Origin of the sequence: Micromonospora phytophila (assembly GCF_023656545.1) — a bacterium.
Lineage (GTDB): Bacteria > Actinomycetota > Actinomycetes > Mycobacteriales > Micromonosporaceae > Micromonospora > Micromonospora phytophila.
Window position 1 is genome coordinate 1 of the sequence record NZ_JAMOKF010000092.1, and the last position, 17,673, is coordinate 17,673.

A 17,673-nucleotide genomic window follows, 5' to 3' on the forward strand; every position below is an offset into this window, starting at 1 on the left:
CCTCGCCACCGGCCCGCCCCCCGCGTCGGCCGGCGATCCCGCCCCCCCGGGCGGACCCCCACCACAGGTCCCTGGAGGCCATCGTGAAACTCCGCTCCCCGCGCGCGGCGACGTTCGCCGTCGCGCTCGTCGCCGCCCTGGTCGCGGCCGCCGTCGTGACCCCACCGGCCGCGTCCGCCGCTACCGCCGCCTTCGTCCGCACCTCCAGCTGGGGCAGCGGGTACGAGGCGAAGTTCACCGTCACCAACGACACCTCGGCCAGCATCAGCTCCTGGAACGTGCAGTTCGACCTGCCCGCCGGCAGCTCGCTCGGCACCTTCTGGGACGCCCGGCTGACCACCTCCGGCCAGCACGTCACCGCGGTCAACCAGTCCTGGAACGGCACCCTCGCCCCCGGCGCCAGCACCTCGTTCGGCTTCGTGGTCAGCGGCACCGGCGACCCGACCAACTGCACGGTCAACGGCGGCGCCTGCACCGGCGGAGGCGGGGGCAACCCGTCCGCCCCCGCCACCCCCGGCGGCCTGCGGGTCACCGGCACCACCACCTCCTCGGTCGCGCTGGCGTGGAACGCCGTCGGCGGCACCGTCACCGGCTACCGGGTGTACGAGGGCTCGACCGTCCGGGCCACCCTCACCGGCACCTCGACCACCGTCACCGGGCTGGCAGCCTGCTCCGCGCACAGCTACACCGTGGCGGCGTACAACTCGTCCGGCGAGTCGGCGAAGTCCGCACCGGTCTCCGCCACCACCACCGGCTGCACCGGCGGCAACGCCCCGATGGCCGCCGCGCCCTACCTCTACCCGGGCTGGGGCGACCCGCCCGCGCCGTCGACGGTGATGGGGGCGACCGGGATCAAGTGGTTCACCATCGCGTTCGTGCTCTCCGGCGGCGGCTGCACCCCGGCCTGGGACGGCACCGGCCCGCTCACCGGCGGCGCGCACGCCAGCACCATCGCCGCGATCCGGGTCGCCGGCGGTGACGTGATCCCGTCCATCGGCGGGTGGAGCGGCAACAAGCTCGGCCCGAACTGCTCCTCCGCGAGCGCCCTGGCCGGGGCGTACCAGCAGGTCATCAACGCGTTCGGGCTGAAGGCGATCGACATCGACATCGAGAACAGCGACGAGTTTGAGAACGAGGTCGTGCAGGACCGGATCCTCGGCGCCCTGAAAATCGTCAAGCAGAACAACCCGGGGCTGAAGACCATCATCACCTTCGGCACCTCGACCACCGGGCCGAACTACTGGGGCACCCGCCTGATCAACCGGGCCGCCGCGCTCGGCGCGAACATCGACACCTTCACCATCATGCCGTTCGACTTCGGCGGCGGCGCGAACATGTACCAGAACACGGTCAACGCGGCCGAGGGGCTGAAGAACACGCTGAAGACCGCCTTCGGCTGGTCCGACGCCACCGCGTACGCGCACATGGGGATCTCCGGGATGAACGGTCTCTCCGACCAGCAGGAGCTGACCTCGCCGGCCACCTGGACACAGATCCGGGACTGGGCCAAGGCCCGCAACCTGTCCCGCTTCACCTTCTGGTCGGTCAACCGGGACCGCCCCTGCCCCGGCGGGGGAGTGGTCTCCAACTGCTCCGGCATCGCCCAGAACACCTGGGAGTTCACCTCGATCACCGCGAAGTACTGATCGAAGGGCGTCGCGGTCAGCGACCGGCGGTCACCGACTGCCGGTCGCGCCGCGCCCGCCGCCTGCGGATCTTCTTCACCGCCCAGCTGACGACCATGACGGCGAAGACGGCGACGATGGCGTAGTTGAACCAGCTGCTGTACCGGTCCACGTCCTTCCAGCGCGAGCCGAGGGCGAACCCCAGCCCCACGATCAGGGCGTTCCACACCCCGCTGCCCAGCGTGGTCAGCAGGACGAACTCCCCCAGCGGCATCCGGTTCGCCCCGGCCGGGACCGACACCAGGCTGCGCACCACCGGCACCAGCCGGCCGAACAGCACCGCCCACCGGCCGTGCCGCTCGAACCAGCGGTCAGCCTTCTCCAGGTCGTCGGAGTCCACCAGCGGGATGTGGTCCAGCCAGCGCTTCAACCGCTCCTCGCCGAGGGCCGCGCCGAGCCAGTAGAGCACCAGCGCGCCCAGCAGCGAGCCCGCCGTCGCGGCCAGCACGATCACCACCGGGTGGAACCGACCCTCGCTGGCCAGGTAGCCGGCCATCGCCAGCACCACCTCGCTCGGGATCGGCGGGATGATGCTCTCCAGGGCCACCAGCAGCGCCACCCCGACCGCGCCCATCGAGTCGATGACGCTCGCCACCCACCCGGTCAACCCGGTGAACTGCGACGGGTCGACATTCTGGGCGAGCGCCATGGTCGTCCTTTCGCAGGTGCCGGGATCGGACGGTGATACCCCGGACGGGCCGGCCCACACCTGCGGGTGAGCCCGGCCACGCTGATCCGGGGGTCAGTCCTCCGGGTGCACCGCGGTGTCGGCCGGCCCCTGCCGCCAGCCGCTGAACCGGACGGCGAGCCCCGCACGCAGCGGCGCGCAGCAGAACGGGCCGGCCGTGGCCTCGGCCGTCGGATCCAGCGGGGCGAGCCGGACCAGCCGCCACGGTTCGTCGTCCACCCGGGCCCGGATGGTCAGCGCGTCCCCGGCCCGGCTGACCCGGACGGTCACCTCCCGCCCCGCCCACTCCGGCACCGGCGCCAGCGACCAGTCGGAGAACTCCCGGGTCACCACCGCGCCGAGCTGGAGCTCACCGTCGCTCAGCTCGACGCCGGTCTTCACCCAGGTGCGCTCGTCCACTCGGACCAGCACGCCGGCCTGGTCGAACTGCCCGGTGAGATCGAGGGCGAAGCTCACCTCCATGGCACTGCCGACCGGCAGCGGCGCGAGCAGGGCCGGCCCGTTGTCGTGCACGAAGCCGTAGCTGGTCCGCCGCCAGAAGTCGCTCTCCGCCGCCGGCTCGACCACCAGCTCGCCCGCCGGGCCGCGTTCGGCGCGCACCGGCGGGTGCAGCCAGGCGCCCCGGGCCCAGTCCAACGGTTCGCTCGGCGGTACCAGTCCGGTCTCCATGATCGGCACGGTACCGGTGGGAGCGGGGGCCGGGGAGGCCCGAGCGTGCGCCGGCCGGGTTTGCCGCGGTGATCGACCGGAGAAGTTCATCCGGCATGGGTGACAGGTGGTACTCCGAGGCCGTCGTCTACTGCCTCGACATCGACACGTACGCGGACTCCGACGGCGACGGGGTCGGTGACATCCGGGGCCTGATCGGCCGGCTGGACTATCTGGCCCGGTTGGGGGTGACCTGCCTCTGGCTGCACCCGATCCACCCGTCGCCCAACAAGGACGACGGCTACGACGCGACCGACTTCTACAACGTCGACCCGCGCTTCGGCACCCTCGGCGACTTCGCCGAGCTGCTGCACCAGGCGCAGAACCGCGGCATCCGGGTGATCATCGACCTGGTGGTCAACCACACCTCGGACGAGCACCCCTGGTTCCAGTCCGCCCGCTCCTCGCCCGACTCGCCCTACCGCGACTGGTACGTCTGGTCCGACCACGAGCCGGACGACCGCCACCAGGGCATGGTCTTCCCGGGCGAGCAGAACGAGACCTGGACCTACGACCGGACCGCCAAGGCCTGGTACTACCACCGGTTCTACAAGTTCCAGCCCGACCTGAACTTCGCCAACCCGCAGGTGCGCGCGGAGATCAAGAAGGTCGTGTCGTTCTGGCTCCAGCTCGGCGTCTCCGGTTTCCGGATGGACGCCGTGCCGTTCATCATCGAGCTGACCGAGCCGGGCAACCCGAACTCGCCGAAGGACTTCGAGTTTCTCACCGAGTTGCGCCAGCACGTGCAGTGGCGCCGGGGTGACGCCGTCCTGCTCGCCGAGGCCAACGTGGAGCCCGACCAGCTGCCCGTCTTCTTCGGCGACGGCAGCGGCTCCGGCAACCGTATCCACATGCTCTTCGACTTCATGCTCAACGGGCGGCTGATGCTGGCCCTGGCCCGGCAGGACCCGGAGCCGATCATCGACGCGCTGCGGGACACCCCGGCGCTGCCGGCCGGCGGGCAGTGGGCCACCTTCCTGCGCAACCACGACGAGATCGACCTGTCCAGGCTCACCGCCGAACAACGCAACCAGGTGTACGCGGAGTTCGGCCCGGACGAGAACATGCGCATCTACGAACGGGGCATCCGGCGCCGGCTCGCCCCGATGCTCGGCAACGACCGCCGCCGCCTCGAACTGGCGTACGCGCTGCAGTTCTCGCTGCGCGGCACGCCGGTGCTGCGCTACGGCGAGGAGATCGGCATGGGGGAGGACCTGTCGCTGCCCGGCCGGGAGGCGATCCGTACCCCGATGCAGTGGTCGTACAAGGAGAACGCCGGGTTCTCCACCGCCGACCCGGAGAAGCTCGTCCGCCCGGTCATCGACAAGGGTGAGTTCAGCTACGAGAAGGTCAACGTGACCGCCCAGCGCAGCGACCCGAAGTCGCTGCTCGGCTGGTTCGAACGCATGATCCGTACGCTCCGGGAGGCCCCGGAGATCGGCTCGGGCTCGACCACCCACATCGACGTGGCGATGCCGCCGGGGGTGCTGGCGCACCGGGCCGACGGGCCCACCGGGACGATGGTCTTCCTGCACAACCTCGGCACCGAGGACGTCGAGGTGGACCTGAGCACGCTCCAGGCCGAGGCGGACCTGCCCATCGACGTGCTCTCCGACCGCGGCTACGGCGAGGTCGGCAAACTCGATCACCTCAAGGTCGCCGGCTACGGCTACCGCTGGATCCGGCTCTGCCGCGGTCGGGGGTTCTGACCGCCCCGATTCCGCCCCGGTTCCGGGCCCGACTCCGGATCGCCGGAGCTGGCGGTGTCCGTTCCGCGCGGACACCGCCACCTCCGCGTCCCGGAGTAGATCTTGCTGCTGGAGGCGGCCCGGTGCGCCTACGGCTGGGTTAAGCTCCTCCGATCAGCCGCAAGTTACCGGGAGGTAGGCATGTCGGAGGAGCAGCGCGTCGCCATCGTCACGGGGGCCGCGCGGGGGATCGGCGCGGCCACCGCCCGCCGGCTGGCCGCCGACGGCATGGCGGTCGCCGTGGTCGACATCGAGGAGTCGGCGACCAAGGAGACCGTGGACGCGATCGCCGCGGCCGGCGGCCGGGCGCTCGGCGTCGGCGCCGACGTGTCCGACCGGGCCCAGGTGGAGGCCGCCGTCGAGCGGGTCGCCACCGAGCTGGGCGGGCCCACGGTGCTGGTCAACAACGCGGGCGTGCTCCGCGACAACCTGCTGTTCAAGATGTCCGACGGGGACTGGGACACGGTCATGGGCGTGCACCTGCGGGGCGCGTTCCTGTTCAGCCAGGCCGCCCAGAAGCACATGGTCGAGCGGAAGTGGGGCCGGATCGTCAACCTCTCCAGCACCTCGGCGCTGGGCAACCGGGGCCAGGCGAACTACTCGGCCGCGAAGGCGGGTCTGCAGGGCTTCACCAAGACCCTCGCCATCGAGCTGGGCCCGTTCGGGGTGACGGTCAACGCGGTCGCGCCCGGCTTCATCGTCACCGACATGACCGCCGCCACCGCCGCCCGGATGAAGGTCGACTTCGAGGCGCTTCAGCAGCACGCCGCCGCCGAGATCCCGGTCCGCCGGCCCGGCCGGCCGGAGGACGTCGCGCACACCATCTCGTTCCTGGCCAGCGAGGGGGCGTCCTTCGTCTCCGGCCAGGTCATCTACGTCGCCGGCGGCCCCAAGGACTGACCGCCGCCGCCCACCCCGCCCGTCACGGACGGCCACTCCTTTCCTGGGAAGGAGTGGCCGTCGCGCGTTCCGTGGCCACTCTTTCCCCGCCGGAGGGCCGTCCCGCCTTCCGAAGCCACTCTCTCCCCGCCGGAGGGCCGTCCTGTTCGGTTGCCACTGTTTCTCGGTAAGGGTGGCTGTCCCGCGTTCCGTGGCCACGGCGGGTGGCGTGGGGTCAGGAGGGGTCGCGGCGGGTGCGCCAGAGCCAGAGCAGGCCGAGCACGGGGAGCACCAGCGGGATGTAGCCGTATCCGCTGCCGAACTGCGACCAGACCGTCTCGTCCGGGAAGAGCTCCGGGTCGACCACGCTGAGGATCCCGACGCCGAGCACCCCGGCCAGCTCCACCGAGCAGCAGGCCAGCGCGACGCGGCGGCCGGCCGTGCCGGCCCGGGCCAGCCCCACCGCCGCGACGATGTAGATGATCGCCGCGAGTGCGGAAAGGAGGTACGCCACCGGCGCCTCGTCGAATTTCGTGGCGATCTGCAGGCCGGCCCGGCTGGTCGCGGCGATCGCGAAGAGCAGGTAGACCGCGATCAGCAGCCGCCCCGGGCCGGCGTTGGTCCGCTTCGGCGCCCGTACCTCAACCACCGAGCACCGCCGTGCCCCGCCAGGTCGGCGTCGAGCCGGCGCCGTGCCCCGGTGAGAGCCGCTCCTCAGCCACCGAGCACCTCCCAGGTCTGCTGGAGCCGGACCACCACCACCGGTGTGACCAGGCAGACCGCGCAGACGATCGCCGAGCCCCAGCGGGTGGGCTCCATCCGGGCCAGCACCCACGCCAGCGGCGGCAGACAGACCAGCGTCACCAGGTAGCCGGCGAACGCGCCCGGCTCACCCGGCCGTTCTCCGCCGCCGAGGGCGACCAGCGCCACCACCGCGAGCCCGAGCAGCGCCACCTCCAGCACCGCCAGGCCGACGAACTGCGCCCGGTCCGGTGCGCGATGCCGCAGGGTCGCCACCAGGGCCCAGGCCGCCACGAGGAGCGACAGCACGATCGAGGCGGTGGCGAGGAGCCCGTCGACCGGCGAGCCGGCCGCAGCCGCGCTGGTCATCGGGGGCACCCGGTGCTCGGTTCGGTCACCGGCACAGCCTACTAACCCGCGTAGTACTCCCCGCCACCCGCCGCCCCCGCCGGGGGACCCGGCCACGACCGTCTCGGGCGGTGATCGACTCGATGTCGGTGACATCGGGCTGTCGGGGGCAACCGGACGCCACGATGTCGCCGACACCGAGTCGATCAGCCCCGCGTCCGCGTGCCCCCGCGTCCACCGGTCGCAAGATCCGTCGGTGTCGGGGCGCGGGCGGCAGGGTGGGCGACTAGCGTGGATCGAGAGCCGCGGGGTGCCGTGGCGTGATGACCAGGTGGGGGTTCTCGTGGTGCGGTTCGGGTTGTTCGGCACCGGTCACTGGGCGGCGGAGACGCACGGCGCGGCACTGGACGCGCATCCGCGGGCCGCCCTGGCCGGGGTGTGGGGTCGCGACCCGGAGAAGGCCGCCGCCCTGGCCCAGCGCTACGACGTGCCGGCGTTCGGCGACGCCGACGCGCTGATCGAGGCGTGCGACGCGGTCGCGGTGGCCCTCCCGCCGGGCGTCCAGGTCGAGGTCGCCGTGCGTGCCGCCACCGCCGGTCGGCACCTGCTGCTGGACAAGCCGCTCGCCCTGACCGTCGCCGACGCCGACCGGGTGGTCGACGCCGCGCAGGGGTCCGGCGTGGCGTCGGTAATCTTCTTCACCGGCCGCTACCAGCCGGAAATCTCCGGGTTCCTCGCCTCGACCGCGGCCGCCGGCGGCTGGCACACCGCCAAGGCGGTGCGGTTCGGCTCGATCTTCCAGCCCGGCAACCCGTACGGCGCCTCGCCCTGGCGGCGGCAGCACGGCGCGCTCTGGGACATCGGCCCGCACGCGCTCTCCCTGATCCTGCCGGTGCTCGGCCGGGTCACCCGGGTGGCGGCGATGGACGGGCCGAGCGGCCTGGTGCACCTGCTGCTCACCCACGACGGTGGGGCGACCAGCACGGTGTCGCTGACCCTCGACGCGCCGCAGGAGGCGGTGAGCCGCGAGTTCGTCTTCTACGGCGAGAACGGCATCGAGACCGTGCCGGAGGGCGAGGGGGATGCGGTGACCGCGTTCGGGGTGGCGATCGGCCAGCTGCTGGAGGAGATCGAGTCCGGCACCCGGGACCACCGCTGCGACGTCCGCTTCGGTCGCGAGGTGGTCGCCGTCCTCGCCGCCGCCGAGACGGCCCGCGCCGAGTCCCGCACCGTCGACGTCCCCGCCTGACAGCCCGGCTGGCGTCGGCGCTGCGGGCGACCCGGCTCGACCCGGCCACCCCGGTCGGGCAGGTTTGGCCCGAGCAGTGGCTGGTCCTGTTCGGCTGCTGCAAGCCGGTTGAGCCCGGGCGGGGGTCCTGCTGTCGCCGGAACCCCGCCCGGCCCTCAGGCCAGCGTGTTCAACGACTCGGTCAACTCGGCCGGGGAGCCGAACTCCTCCGCCGGCAGGGCCTTGAGCATCTGCAGCATCGCGGTGCTGGCCCCGTTCTCCTGACCCCAGCGGACCAGGTCCTCCCGGGAGACCGGGTAGTCCAGCCCGGCCACGTACTCCTGCAACTGCGCGCCGGTGACGGTCATGCCACCCGGCTACCCGCTCAGCCCGCCGACACACCGCCCAACCATCACGCGCCCGGGACCGGGCGTCGATCGACGCCCGGCGGTTTGCCCGCCGGTGCGCCGGGTAGCCGCCGGCCATGCTGGTTCAGCGGCTCGGCGCGCCGAGCGACTTCGACCCGTTGCTGGAGCGCGTCCGGGACACCCGGATCGTCATGATCGGCGAGGCGACGCACGGCACCTACGACTACTACCGCCTGCGCGAACAGCTCACCCGCCGACTGATCTCCGAGTGCGGCTTCTCCTTCGTCGCCGTGGAGGGGGACTGGCCCGACTGCGACCGGGTGCACCGTTCGGTCACCGCCGCGCCGGGCGGCGCGGTCGTGCCGCAAGCCGCGTTGGAGCGGTTCGAGCGCTGGCCCACCTGGATGTGGTCGAACGCCGAGGTGGCCCGCTTCTGCCGCTGGCTGCGGGCGTGGAACGTGGAGCGGCCGGAGCCGGACCGGGCCGGTTTCCACGGCCTGGACGTCTACAGCCTCTGGGAGTCGATGCAGGCGATCTTCGACTACCTCGGCGAGGAGGACCCGGCGTCGTTGGAGGCGGCCCAGGACGCGTACCGCTGCTTCGAGCCGTACGGCAAGCGGGTCGAGGAGTACGGCATGGCCAGCCGGTTCGTCTCGGCCCGCTGCGAGGAGGAGGTGGTCCGGCTGCTGGCGCGTACCCGGGAGCAGGCCGCCGCGGACGGCGCCGACGCCTTCTCGGTCTGGCAGAACGCGGAGGTGGTGGCCGGCGCGGAGCGGTACTACCGGGCGATGGTCGGCGGCGGGCCGGAGTCGTGGAACGTGCGGGACATCCACATGATGGACACCCTGGACCGGCTGCTGGACCGGTACGGCCCGGACGCGCGGGGCGTCGTCTGGGCGCACAACACCCACGTCGGCGACGCGAGGGCCACCGACATGGCCGCCGACGGGATGGTCAACATCGGCCAGTTGGGCCGGGAGCGGCACGGTGCCGACGAGGTGGTCCTGGTCGGCTTCGGCAGCTACCGGGGGACCGCGATCGCCGCGCCGCGCTGGGGGTCGCCGGCGGAGGCGATGGTGGTGCCGCCGGCCCGCCCGGGCTCGGTGGAGCGGCGGCTGCACGAGCTGATGCCGGAGCGGGCCGTGCTGGTCTTCGGCGGCGACGACCAGCCGGGCTGGGTCACCGACGCCCTCGACCACCGCGCGATCGGGGTGGTCTACGACCCGTCGTTCGAGTCCTGGGGCAATTACGTGCCCACCCGGCTGGGGGAGCGGTACGACGCCTTCGTCTGGTGCGACGAGACGACCGCCCTGCACCCGCTGCCCGCCCTGACCGCCTCCGGCGAGATGGAGACCTACCCGGCCGGCGTCTGAGCCGCGCCGTCGCCGACGCCGGCCAGGACCCGACCGGGGTCGCGGACGCGAGCCGGCGCGCGGTGCGTGTACGCGGCGAAGGCCCGGTCGCGACGCAGTCGCGACCGGGCCTTCGCCCGGCTCAGTGCCGGGCGCCCGCGGCCGTCCTCTCGTCGAGGTGGGCCCGCAGGCCCTCGCCCTCGATGTCCACGTTGGGCAGGGCCCGGTCCAGCCAGCGCGGCAGCCACCAGGCCTTCGCGCCGAGCAGCGACATCACCGCCGGCACGATGGTCATCCGCACCACGAACGCGTCGATGGCGACCCCGACGGCGAGCGCGAAGCCCATCGACTTGATCACCGGGTCCTCGAGGAAGACGAATCCGCCGAAGACCGAGATCATGATCAGCGCCGCGGCGGTGACCACCCGGGCCCCGTGCCCCATCCCGTTGATGGTGGCCTGCTGCGCGGTGTCGCCGTGCACGAAGTCCTCCCGCATCCGGGAGACCAGGAAGACCTCGTAGTCCATCGCCAGACCGAAGAGGATGCCGATCAGCAGGATCGGCAGGAAGCTGATCAGCGGACCGGGGGTGTCCAGGCCGACCAGGTCGGCGAGGTGGCCCTGCTGGAACACTGCCACGGTGATGCCGAAGGTCGCGGCGACGGTGAGCAGGAAGCCCAGCGCGGCCTTGACCGGCACCAGCAGCGAGCGGAAGACCAGCATCAGCAGCAGCACCGACAGCCCGACCACCAGCAGCAGGTAGACCGGCAGGGCGTCGGAGAGCTTCTCGGAGACGTCGATGCCGATCGCGGTGGCCCCGGTCAGCAGCACGTCGACGCCGGTGATCCCGCCGACCGCGGCGCGGAGGTCGTTGACCAGGGTCTCGGTGGCCGGGTCGGTCGGGCCGGTCTTCGGCACCACCCCGATCAGCGCGGTGCGCCCGTCCGGGCTGAACTGCGGCGGCGCCGGCGCGAGGACGTTCTCGGTGCGCTGGATCAGCGCGGTGACCTGCGGTACGGCGGCCGAGGTGGCCTGCGGGTCGTCCCCGGCCACGACCACCGCCAGCCGGCCGGTGAAGCCCGGCCCGAAGCCCTCGGTGATGACGTCGTTCGACACCCGGGCGGGCGAGCCGACCGGTGCGGCCCCGGCGTCGGGGAGCGCCAGCCGCATGTCCGACGTGGGCAGCGCGAGCAGACCGAGGCCGAGCAGCCCGACCAGGATCACCGGCAGCCGGAACCGGGTGACCGCGCGCGCCCAGCGGAACCCGAAGCCGGACCGGTCCTCGGCTGCGGCGACGACCGGCGCCGGGGCGTCGGTGGTGCCGGCCTGCGCCGGCCTCTCGCCCGGAGTCGCCAGCGTCTGTGCCGAGCGCAGCTTGCGGGGGAGCACCCGGCGGCCGGCGAAGCCGAGCAGGGCGGGCTGGAGGGTGATCGCGACCAGCACCGCGACGGTCACCGTGCCGGCGGCCGCCAGACCCATCACGGTCAGGAACGGGATGTTCACCACCGCCAGGCCGGCCAGCGCGATGACCACGGTGGCCCCGGCGAAGACCACCGCCGAGCCGGCGGTGCCGACCGCGCGGCCGACCGCCTCGTCCGGCGGGAGTCCGTCGAGCAGGTTCTGCCGGTAGCGGGAGCTGATGAAGAGCGAGTAGTCGATGCCGACCGCCAGGCCGAGCATCAGGGCGAGGATCGGGGCCGTGCTGGTCAGCTCGACCACGCCGCTGAGCGCGTAGAGGCCGGCCATGCCGACGCCGACGCCGATCAGCGCGTTGAGCATGGTCATCCCGGCCGCCACCAGCGAGCCGAACGTGACCACCAGGACGATCGCGGCGACCGCGACGCCGATCGCCTCGGTCGAGCCGATCTCCGGTTCGCTGTTGAGCACCTCGCCGCCGGGCGCGACCTGCCAGCCCTGCGCCTCGGCGCGCGCGCCGACCTTCTCGTACGCCTCGCGCTGCTCGTCGGTGACCTCGTCCGCGCCGGTGGCGAACTGGACCTGGACCAGCGCGTACCGGCCGTTCGGGGAGACCGCGCCGGACTGGAAGGGGTCGACCGCGCCGACCGCGCCGGGCAGCGTGGCGGCCTCCTGGGCGATCTCCTTCACCACGGCCTGCCCCTGCGGGGTGCCGAGCTGGCCGTCCCCGGGGGCCTTGACCGCGATCGTGCCGGTCGCGCCGCTGGCCGCCGGGAACTGCTCGGCGAGCAGGTCCAGCGCGCGCTGCGATTCGGTGCCGGGCATGGTGAAGTCGCTCGCGGTCGGGCCGCGCAGGGTCGCGGCGGCGAGGCCGAGACCGACGAGTACGACGAGCCAGAGCGCGGCGACGAGCCGCCGCCGGCGCAACGAGCCCCGGCCGAGCCGGTAGAGCAGGGTCGCCATGAGTTCCTTGTCCTCGGTCGTGGTTGATTGCGGACGGGTCAGTCGACGGGTTCCAGCGCCCGCCGGACGAGCGCGAGCAGGGCGGGACGCAGCTCCTCGTCGCGGACGTCCACGAACTCGGCGCACGCCTCCGGGATGCCGGCGAGCAGGACCAGCGCCGCGATCCGGGCCGCCGGGCGCTCCGAGTGGCCGGCGAACGCGTCGATCAGGCGCTCGGAGATCCGTTGGATGTGGGCGAACGCGGGCTGCTGGAGCAGCTCCGGGAACTCGCCGCGGAGCAGGGCGATCTCCCGCCGGAACCGGACCGCGAGGTCGACGAAGCCCTCGGCGGCGACCCGCTGGGCGGCCCCGCCGCGCTGCGCGGCGATCCGCTCGTCGAGATCCCGGAGGACGTCGATCGCCGGGGCCATCAGCTCGGTGAGGATGGCCTCCTTGGTGGCGAAGTGGTAGAGCACCGTCGCCTTCGAGCAGCCCACCTCGCGGGCGATGTCCTGCAACGACGTCCCCCGGTAGCCGCTCGCCGCGAAGCGCCGTGCCGCCGCCACCAGGATCTCGTCGTGCGTCTCCGCCACCGCCCGTGCCATGCCGGTCCACCTCCCCGACCCAGCATGCCTGACCGATCGGTCAGACCCTGACCGATCGGTCAGACGGATCCGGTGGCATTCGCCACACGCCGGAGAGGTTTACCGGGTGGATGGCCCGGCCCAGCCGGCGAGCCATTCACCGCTCCAGGTCAGCGTCCCCGTCCGCAGATCGGCGACGAGCCCGCGGACCCAGTCCAGCTCGGCGCGCATCATCGCCAGCCGGTACTCGTCCTCCACCAGGAAGAGCCGGGGTAGTTCGACGGCGGCCAGCACCGCCTCGCGTTCGCGCAGCCGGGCCGTGAGCACCTCGACGCGGCGTTCGAGCTGCCGGGCGGCCTCGGCCGGCGGCAGGATCGGCAGGAAGGACAGGGCCGCGGGAAACTCCGGGAACTCCCGCGCCGGCGCGGCCAACGCGTCGGCGAGCCATTCGTCGAGGGTGCGGCGACCGAGGTCGGTCAGCTCGTAGACGGTGCGTTCCGGGCGGCGCTCGTCGCGTGCGGTGTGGCTGACCCGGATCAGCTCCTCGCGGCGCAGCCGCTCGATGGTCTGGTAGATGCTGTTGCGCTGCGCGACGTTGACCACGTCCTGCTTGTCGCGCTCCCGGATCACCTGCTGCATCCGGTACGCGTGCATCGGCTCCTCGACCAGCAGCGCCAGCACCATCATCGCCAACGGTGAGCGGCGCTGTGCGCGGGCAGCCATGGCCTCACCTTAGGTGACGACCTTCCGAGCGATAGTCATTCTATGTATAGTCATCACATGACTAAAGCTCTCATCATCGGCGGTGGCATCGCCGGCCCCGTCGCCGCGATGGCGCTCCAGCGCGCCGGCATCGAGTCGGTGGTCCACGAGGCGTACGAGCGGGACGCGACGGGCGTCGGGGCGTTCCTCACCCTGTCGGTCAACGGCGTGGACGCGCTGCGCGCGGTCGGGCTGGACGGGCTGGTCACCGGGCTCGGCCACCCGACGCCCCGGATGGCGATGCACAACCACCGGGGCCGCCGGCTGGCGGAGTTCGGTACCAGCGGCACCCGCACCCACGGCCTGGGCAGCAGCACGGTCAAGCGCTCCGACCTCTACCGCGCCCTGCGGGACGAGGCGACCCGCCGGGGCGTGTCGATCGTGCACGGCACCCGGCTGGTCGACGCCGAGCCGACCGGGTCGGGGGTGCGGGCCCGGTTCGCCGACGGCCGGACCGCCGAGGGGGACCTGCTGATCGGCGCGGACGGGCTGCGTTCGCGTACCCGCCGGCTGATCGACCCGGCCGCCCCGACGCCCCGGTACGTGCCGCTGCTCAACGCCGGCGGGTTCACCCGGGTGGCGGGGCTGGGCGGCGAGCCCGGGGTGATGCACATGATCTTCGGGAGGCGCTGCTTCTTCTGCTGGATGCCGGTCGGCGGCGACGAGGTCTGGTGGTTCGCCAACCCGCCCCAGCCGACCGAGCTCACCCCGGCGCAGCTCGCCGCGATCGACGCCGAGCAGTGGCGGTCCCGGCTGCGCGCGTTGTTCGCCGAGGACGCCGGTCCGGCCTCGCGGATCATCGACGCCACCGACCGGCTGGAGTGCGGCTGGCCCACCTACGACCTGCCGTCGGTCCCGGTCTGGCACACCGACCGCATGGTGATCATCGGCGACGCCGCGCACACCGCCGCCCCCTCCTCCGGGCAGGGCGCCGCGATGGCGTTCGAGGACGCCGTGCAGCTGGCCCGCTGCCTGCGCGACCTGCCCGACTGCGCGGAGGCGTTCGGGGCGTACGAGCGGCTGCGCCGGGAGCGGGTGGAGCGGGTGGTGGTCCAGGGGCGGCGCACCAGCAGCACGAAGGTGGCCGGGCCGGTCGGTCGGGTGGTGCGCGACGTCGCGCTGCCGTTGTTCGCCCGCCGCTTCGCCCGCGACGGTGGCGCCTCGCTGTCCTGGCTCTACGACCACCACATCGACTGGGACGCGAAGGTGACCGCCTAGGGCTGCCCTGCCGATCAGGGGAGCCGGATGGTGGCGGCGATGAGGACCAGGCTGGTTCGGTGGATGAATGCCCGTTCGGCGGATCGGTGGCCAGGTCACGCCACGGGGCAGTCAACCGGCGATACGGTCACTCGACGACCGCTGGCGGCGAGCAGGCCGCGGCACGGCAGGTGGTGAACTCGTTTCCGGCACCAGCCCGGGGAGAGCTACCTCGTTCCAGTAAGGAGACGGCAGTGCGGATCTTCGTCGCGGGGGGCACCGGGGTCCTGGGTCGGCCCCTCGTCGAGGCGCTGGTGGGCCTGGGCCACGAGGTCACGGCCAGCACCCACCGGAGCGAGAACTTCTCCGTCGTGGAGGCGCTCGGGGCGCGGCCGGCATTGATGGACGGGCTGGACGATGCCGCGGTTCGGCAAGCGGTCGTCGAGGCCGAACCGGAGGTGATCATCAACCAGATCACGGCGCTCTCCACGCCGTCTCGGGACTACGCGAAGTGGCTGGAGGTGACCAATCGGCTGCGGAGCGAGGGCACCAGGATTCTGATGACGGCGGCTCGCGAAGCCGGCACCCGTCGGGTTGTCGCGCAGAGCGCCAGCTTCATGACCCAGCCGGACGGACCGGGGCCCACGGACGAGTCGGCACCGCTCTACCTGGAAGCCCCGGAGCCGATCCGCAGCCACGTACAGGCGAACGTCGCGGCCGAGACGCTGGTGTTGGAGACACCAGGGATCGAAGGCGTCGTCCTCCGATACGGGTTTCTCTACGGTCAGCACACCGCGATCGGGCCGGGTGGAGACTGGGCGACAGCGGTCAAGTCGGGCGACCTGCCGATCGTCGGCGAGGGCACCGGCCGGTATCCGTTCGTTCACGTCCGCGACGCGGTGTCGGCCACCGTGCAGGCGGTCGACAGGGGGAGCCCCGGAATCTACAACGTCGTGGGGGACGAGCCCGCCCCCCAGGCTGAGTGGCTGCCGTACCTGGCCGAAGTCCTGGACGCCCCTCCGCCGCGGCGCGTCTCGGAGGAGGAGGCCGAGGAACAGATCGGCGTTCAAGCCGTGTACTACGGCACCCAGCTGCCCGCGGCCAGCAACGCCAAGGCCAAGTCCGCGTTGGGGCTGAACCTCGAGTACCCGTCCTGGCGGGCGGGATTCCGGGAGCTGTTCAGCTGACCGTCCTGCGGGGTGGGCCGGGAGCCTGATCGCGCTTCCCTGATCGGCCGGACCCGGCTCAGTCGGCCGCCGCGCCGTGCGCCCGGTCGTACGCGGCCCGGGCGTCGGCGATCGCGGTGCGGTGCCGCTCCGCCCAGCTGGTCAGGGCGACCAGCGACTCGTAGAGCTCCAGGGCGATCGGGGTGGCGGTGTACTCCACCTTCGGCGGCACCGTCGGGTACACCCGCCGGTGCAGCAGCCCGTCGCGTTCCAGGTTGCGCAGGGTCAGGGTGAGCATCCGCCGGCTGATCCCCTCCACGCAGCGCTCCAGCTCGGTGAAGCGGACCGGGCCCTGGGAGGCGGCGACCAGGATGCCGATGCTCCACTTGCCGCCCACCCGGTCGAGCACCTCGCGCACCGTGCAGGCCTTGGCCTGGCCGGGGGTGAACGGCCCGTCGCCGACGCCGCACGCCTGCCCCCGGCCGGCGGCCGCGGACACATCGCTGTTCCCCTGGGACATGAAAGTGCCTCCTTACGCTCCGCCTCATGGTCACAGATGATGGCACCGGTAACAAACCGTGCACCAAGGAGGCGTCCGATGTCGACCCGTACCGTCGAGGCCCGCTGGCCCGCCCTGCTCGTGCTCTGCGCCGGCAGCCTCATGATCATTCTGGACGGCACCATCGTCGCGGTGGCGCTGCCGGCGATCCAGCGCGACCTCGGCTTCACCGCCACCGGCCTGGCCTGGGTGGTCAACGCCTACCTGGTCGCCTTCGGCGGGCTGCTGCTGCTCGCCGGACGCCTCGGCGACCTGCTCGGCCGCCGGCCGGTATTCCTGGCCGGCGTCGCGCTCTTCACCCTGACCTCGCTGTTCTGCGCCGTCGCAACCGGGCCGGAGGTGCTGGTCGTCGCCCGGTTCCTCCAGGGCGTCGGCGGGGCGCTGACGATGGCGGTCAGCCTCGGCATGATCGTCCGGCTCTTCCCGGAACCGGCCGAGCGGGCCCGGGCGATCGCCGTCTTCAGCTTCACCGGCGCCGCGGGCGGTTCGATCGGCATGCTCGCCGGGGGTCTGCTCACCGATTTCGCCGGGTGGCCGTCGATCTTCCTGGTCAACCTGCCGCTCGGCGTGGCCGTCCTGGTGGCCGCCGTACGCCTGATCGCACCCGACCGGGGCATCGGGCTCCGCGCCGGCCTGGACCTGCTCGGCGCGGCGCTGGTCACCGCCGGCCTGATGGTCGCGGTGCTGGCGATCGTCGGCACCGGCGAGCACGGCTGGACCTCGGCGCGGACGCTCGGCGCCGCCGCGCTCGCAGCGGCCCTGCTCGGCGCGTTCGCCCTGCGGCAGCGGACGACCGCCACCCCGCTGCTGCCGCCGCGGGTGCTGCGTACCCCCGATTTGGTGGCCGCCAACGTCGTGCAGTTCCTCATGATCGCCGCCTTCTTCGGCTTCCAGTTCCTGCTCGCGCTGGAACTCCAGCTGGTGCTGGCGCTCGACGCCGCCGCCACCGGGCTGGCCTTCCTGCCCACCCCGGTGGTGATCGCGGTGGTCTCGCTCGGCCTCGCCGGCCGGCTGGTCGCCCGCTTCGGCGCCCGGGCCGTGCTGCTGGCCGGGCTCACGCTCGCCGTGGTCGGGTTCCTGCTGCTCGCCCGGCTGCCGGTCGACGGCGGCTACCTGGCCGACGTGCTCCCCGCCATGCTGGTCTTCGGCGTCGCCGGTGGCCTGGCGCTGCCGGCGGTGACCACGCTGGCGATGGCCGGGGCCGACCCGGCCGACGCCGGCCTGGCCTCCGGGCTGGTCAACACCACCCAGCAGGTCGGCGGCGCGCTGGGGCTCGCCGCGCTCGCCACCCTGGCCGCCACCCG

Annotated in this window: 17 protein-coding genes and 1 pseudogene; 9 read left to right on the plus strand and 9 right to left on the minus strand. The window is 72.8% G+C overall.

Annotation, left to right across the window (positions count from 1 at the left end):
• Positions 1-83 precede the first annotated feature (83 nt).
• Positions 84-1,646: a cellulose binding domain-containing protein gene (locus NCC78_RS13925; protein WP_250794939.1), complete on the plus strand. Its 1,563-nt coding sequence runs from the start codon at positions 84-86 to the stop codon at positions 1,644-1,646.
• A gap of 16 nt (positions 1,647-1,662) precedes the next feature.
• On the opposite strand, the gene NCC78_RS13930 is transcribed toward NCC78_RS13925, so the two are convergent.
• A complete protein-coding gene (locus NCC78_RS13930) occupies positions 1,663-2,334 on the minus strand; it encodes a DedA family protein (protein ID WP_250794940.1) in 672 nt (223 codons plus the stop codon).
• Positions 2,335-2,427: 93 nt separating this feature from the next.
• Positions 2,428-3,042, minus strand: a complete 615-nt coding sequence (locus NCC78_RS13935) for a DUF1349 domain-containing protein (protein ID WP_250794941.1) — start codon at positions 3,040-3,042, stop codon at positions 2,428-2,430.
• A 95-nt stretch (positions 3,043-3,137) separates the two neighbouring features.
• Between NCC78_RS13935 and NCC78_RS13940 the strand changes: the two genes are divergently transcribed.
• The gene (locus NCC78_RS13940; protein ID WP_250794942.1) at positions 3,138-4,790 is read left to right on the plus strand and encodes an alpha-amylase family protein; all 1,653 of its coding nucleotides are present in this window, start codon (positions 3,138-3,140) and stop codon (positions 4,788-4,790) included.
• Between the two features lie 180 nt (positions 4,791-4,970).
• On the plus strand, positions 4,971-5,729 hold the full coding sequence (gene fabG, locus NCC78_RS13945) for a 3-oxoacyl-ACP reductase FabG (protein WP_250794943.1): 759 nt from the start codon (positions 4,971-4,973) through the stop codon (positions 5,727-5,729).
• Between the two features lie 214 nt (positions 5,730-5,943).
• On the opposite strand, the gene NCC78_RS13950 is transcribed toward fabG, so the two are convergent.
• Together NCC78_RS13950 and NCC78_RS13955 are read right to left on the minus strand one after the other, a co-directional pair.
• Entirely contained in the window at positions 5,944-6,357 is a 414-nt protein-coding gene (locus NCC78_RS13950; protein ID WP_250794944.1) for a hypothetical protein, read from the minus strand.
• Between the two features lie 65 nt (positions 6,358-6,422).
• Positions 6,423-6,818 (minus strand): hypothetical protein, encoded by a 396-nt coding sequence (locus tag NCC78_RS13955; protein WP_250794945.1) that lies wholly within the window; start codon positions 6,816-6,818, stop codon positions 6,423-6,425.
• A 325-nt stretch (positions 6,819-7,143) separates the two neighbouring features.
• Here NCC78_RS13955 and NCC78_RS13960 point away from each other — a divergent pair, with 325 nt between their 5' ends.
• Positions 7,144-8,046 (plus strand): Gfo/Idh/MocA family protein, encoded by a 903-nt coding sequence (locus NCC78_RS13960; protein WP_250794955.1) that lies wholly within the window; start codon positions 7,144-7,146, stop codon positions 8,044-8,046.
• A pseudogene (locus NCC78_RS13965) lies at positions 8,028-8,153 on the plus strand (ErmE/ErmH/ErmO/ErmR family 23S rRNA (adenine(2058)-N(6))-methyltransferase); the annotation flags it as partial. The gene NCC78_RS13960 and the pseudogene NCC78_RS13965, both read left to right, overlap by 19 nt.
• 48 nt (positions 8,154-8,201) lie before the next feature.
• Here NCC78_RS13965 and NCC78_RS13970 read toward each other — a convergent pair.
• Positions 8,202-8,393 carry a DUF2795 domain-containing protein gene (locus tag NCC78_RS13970; protein WP_250794946.1) on the minus strand — a complete coding sequence of 64 codons (192 nt, stop codon included), beginning with the start codon at positions 8,391-8,393 and terminating at the stop codon, positions 8,202-8,204.
• A 116-nt stretch (positions 8,394-8,509) separates the two neighbouring features.
• Between NCC78_RS13970 and NCC78_RS13975 the strand changes: the two genes are divergently transcribed.
• Entirely contained in the window at positions 8,510-9,766 is a 1,257-nt protein-coding gene (locus NCC78_RS13975) for an erythromycin esterase family protein (RefSeq protein WP_250794947.1), read from the plus strand.
• 121 nt (positions 9,767-9,887) lie between these two features.
• Here NCC78_RS13975 and NCC78_RS13980 read toward each other — a convergent pair whose 3' ends face one another.
• From NCC78_RS13980 to NCC78_RS13990, 3 genes are all read right to left on the minus strand, one after another.
• Entirely contained in the window at positions 9,888-12,122 is a 2,235-nt protein-coding gene (locus NCC78_RS13980) for an MMPL family transporter (protein WP_250794948.1), read from the minus strand.
• A 38-nt stretch (positions 12,123-12,160) separates the two neighbouring features.
• Positions 12,161-12,706, minus strand: a complete 546-nt coding sequence (locus NCC78_RS13985; RefSeq protein WP_250794949.1) for a TetR/AcrR family transcriptional regulator — start codon at positions 12,704-12,706, stop codon at positions 12,161-12,163.
• A gap of 99 nt (positions 12,707-12,805) precedes the next feature.
• A complete protein-coding gene (locus tag NCC78_RS13990) occupies positions 12,806-13,408 on the minus strand; it encodes a PadR family transcriptional regulator (protein ID WP_250794950.1) in 603 nt (200 codons plus the stop codon).
• Positions 13,409-13,465: 57 nt separating this feature from the next.
• Between NCC78_RS13990 and NCC78_RS13995 the strand changes: the two genes are divergently transcribed.
• Together NCC78_RS13995 and NCC78_RS14000 are read left to right on the plus strand one after the other, a co-directional pair.
• A complete protein-coding gene (locus NCC78_RS13995; protein WP_250794951.1) occupies positions 13,466-14,665 on the plus strand; it encodes an FAD-dependent oxidoreductase in 1,200 nt (399 codons plus the stop codon).
• A 233-nt stretch (positions 14,666-14,898) separates the two neighbouring features.
• Positions 14,899-15,831 carry an NAD-dependent epimerase/dehydratase family protein gene (locus NCC78_RS14000; RefSeq protein ID WP_250794952.1) on the plus strand — a complete coding sequence of 311 codons (933 nt, stop codon included), beginning with the start codon at positions 14,899-14,901 and terminating at the stop codon, positions 15,829-15,831.
• Between the two features lie 58 nt (positions 15,832-15,889).
• Here the strand turns inward: NCC78_RS14000 and NCC78_RS14005 are convergent, their stop codons facing one another.
• Positions 15,890-16,330: a winged helix-turn-helix transcriptional regulator gene (locus NCC78_RS14005; RefSeq protein ID WP_250794953.1), complete on the minus strand. Its 441-nt coding sequence runs from the start codon at positions 16,328-16,330 to the stop codon at positions 15,890-15,892.
• A 78-nt stretch (positions 16,331-16,408) separates the two neighbouring features.
• Here NCC78_RS14005 and NCC78_RS14010 point away from each other — a divergent pair.
• Positions 16,409-17,673: MFS transporter (locus NCC78_RS14010; RefSeq protein WP_250794954.1), on the plus strand; the 1,265-nt coding region annotated here is incomplete at its 3' end.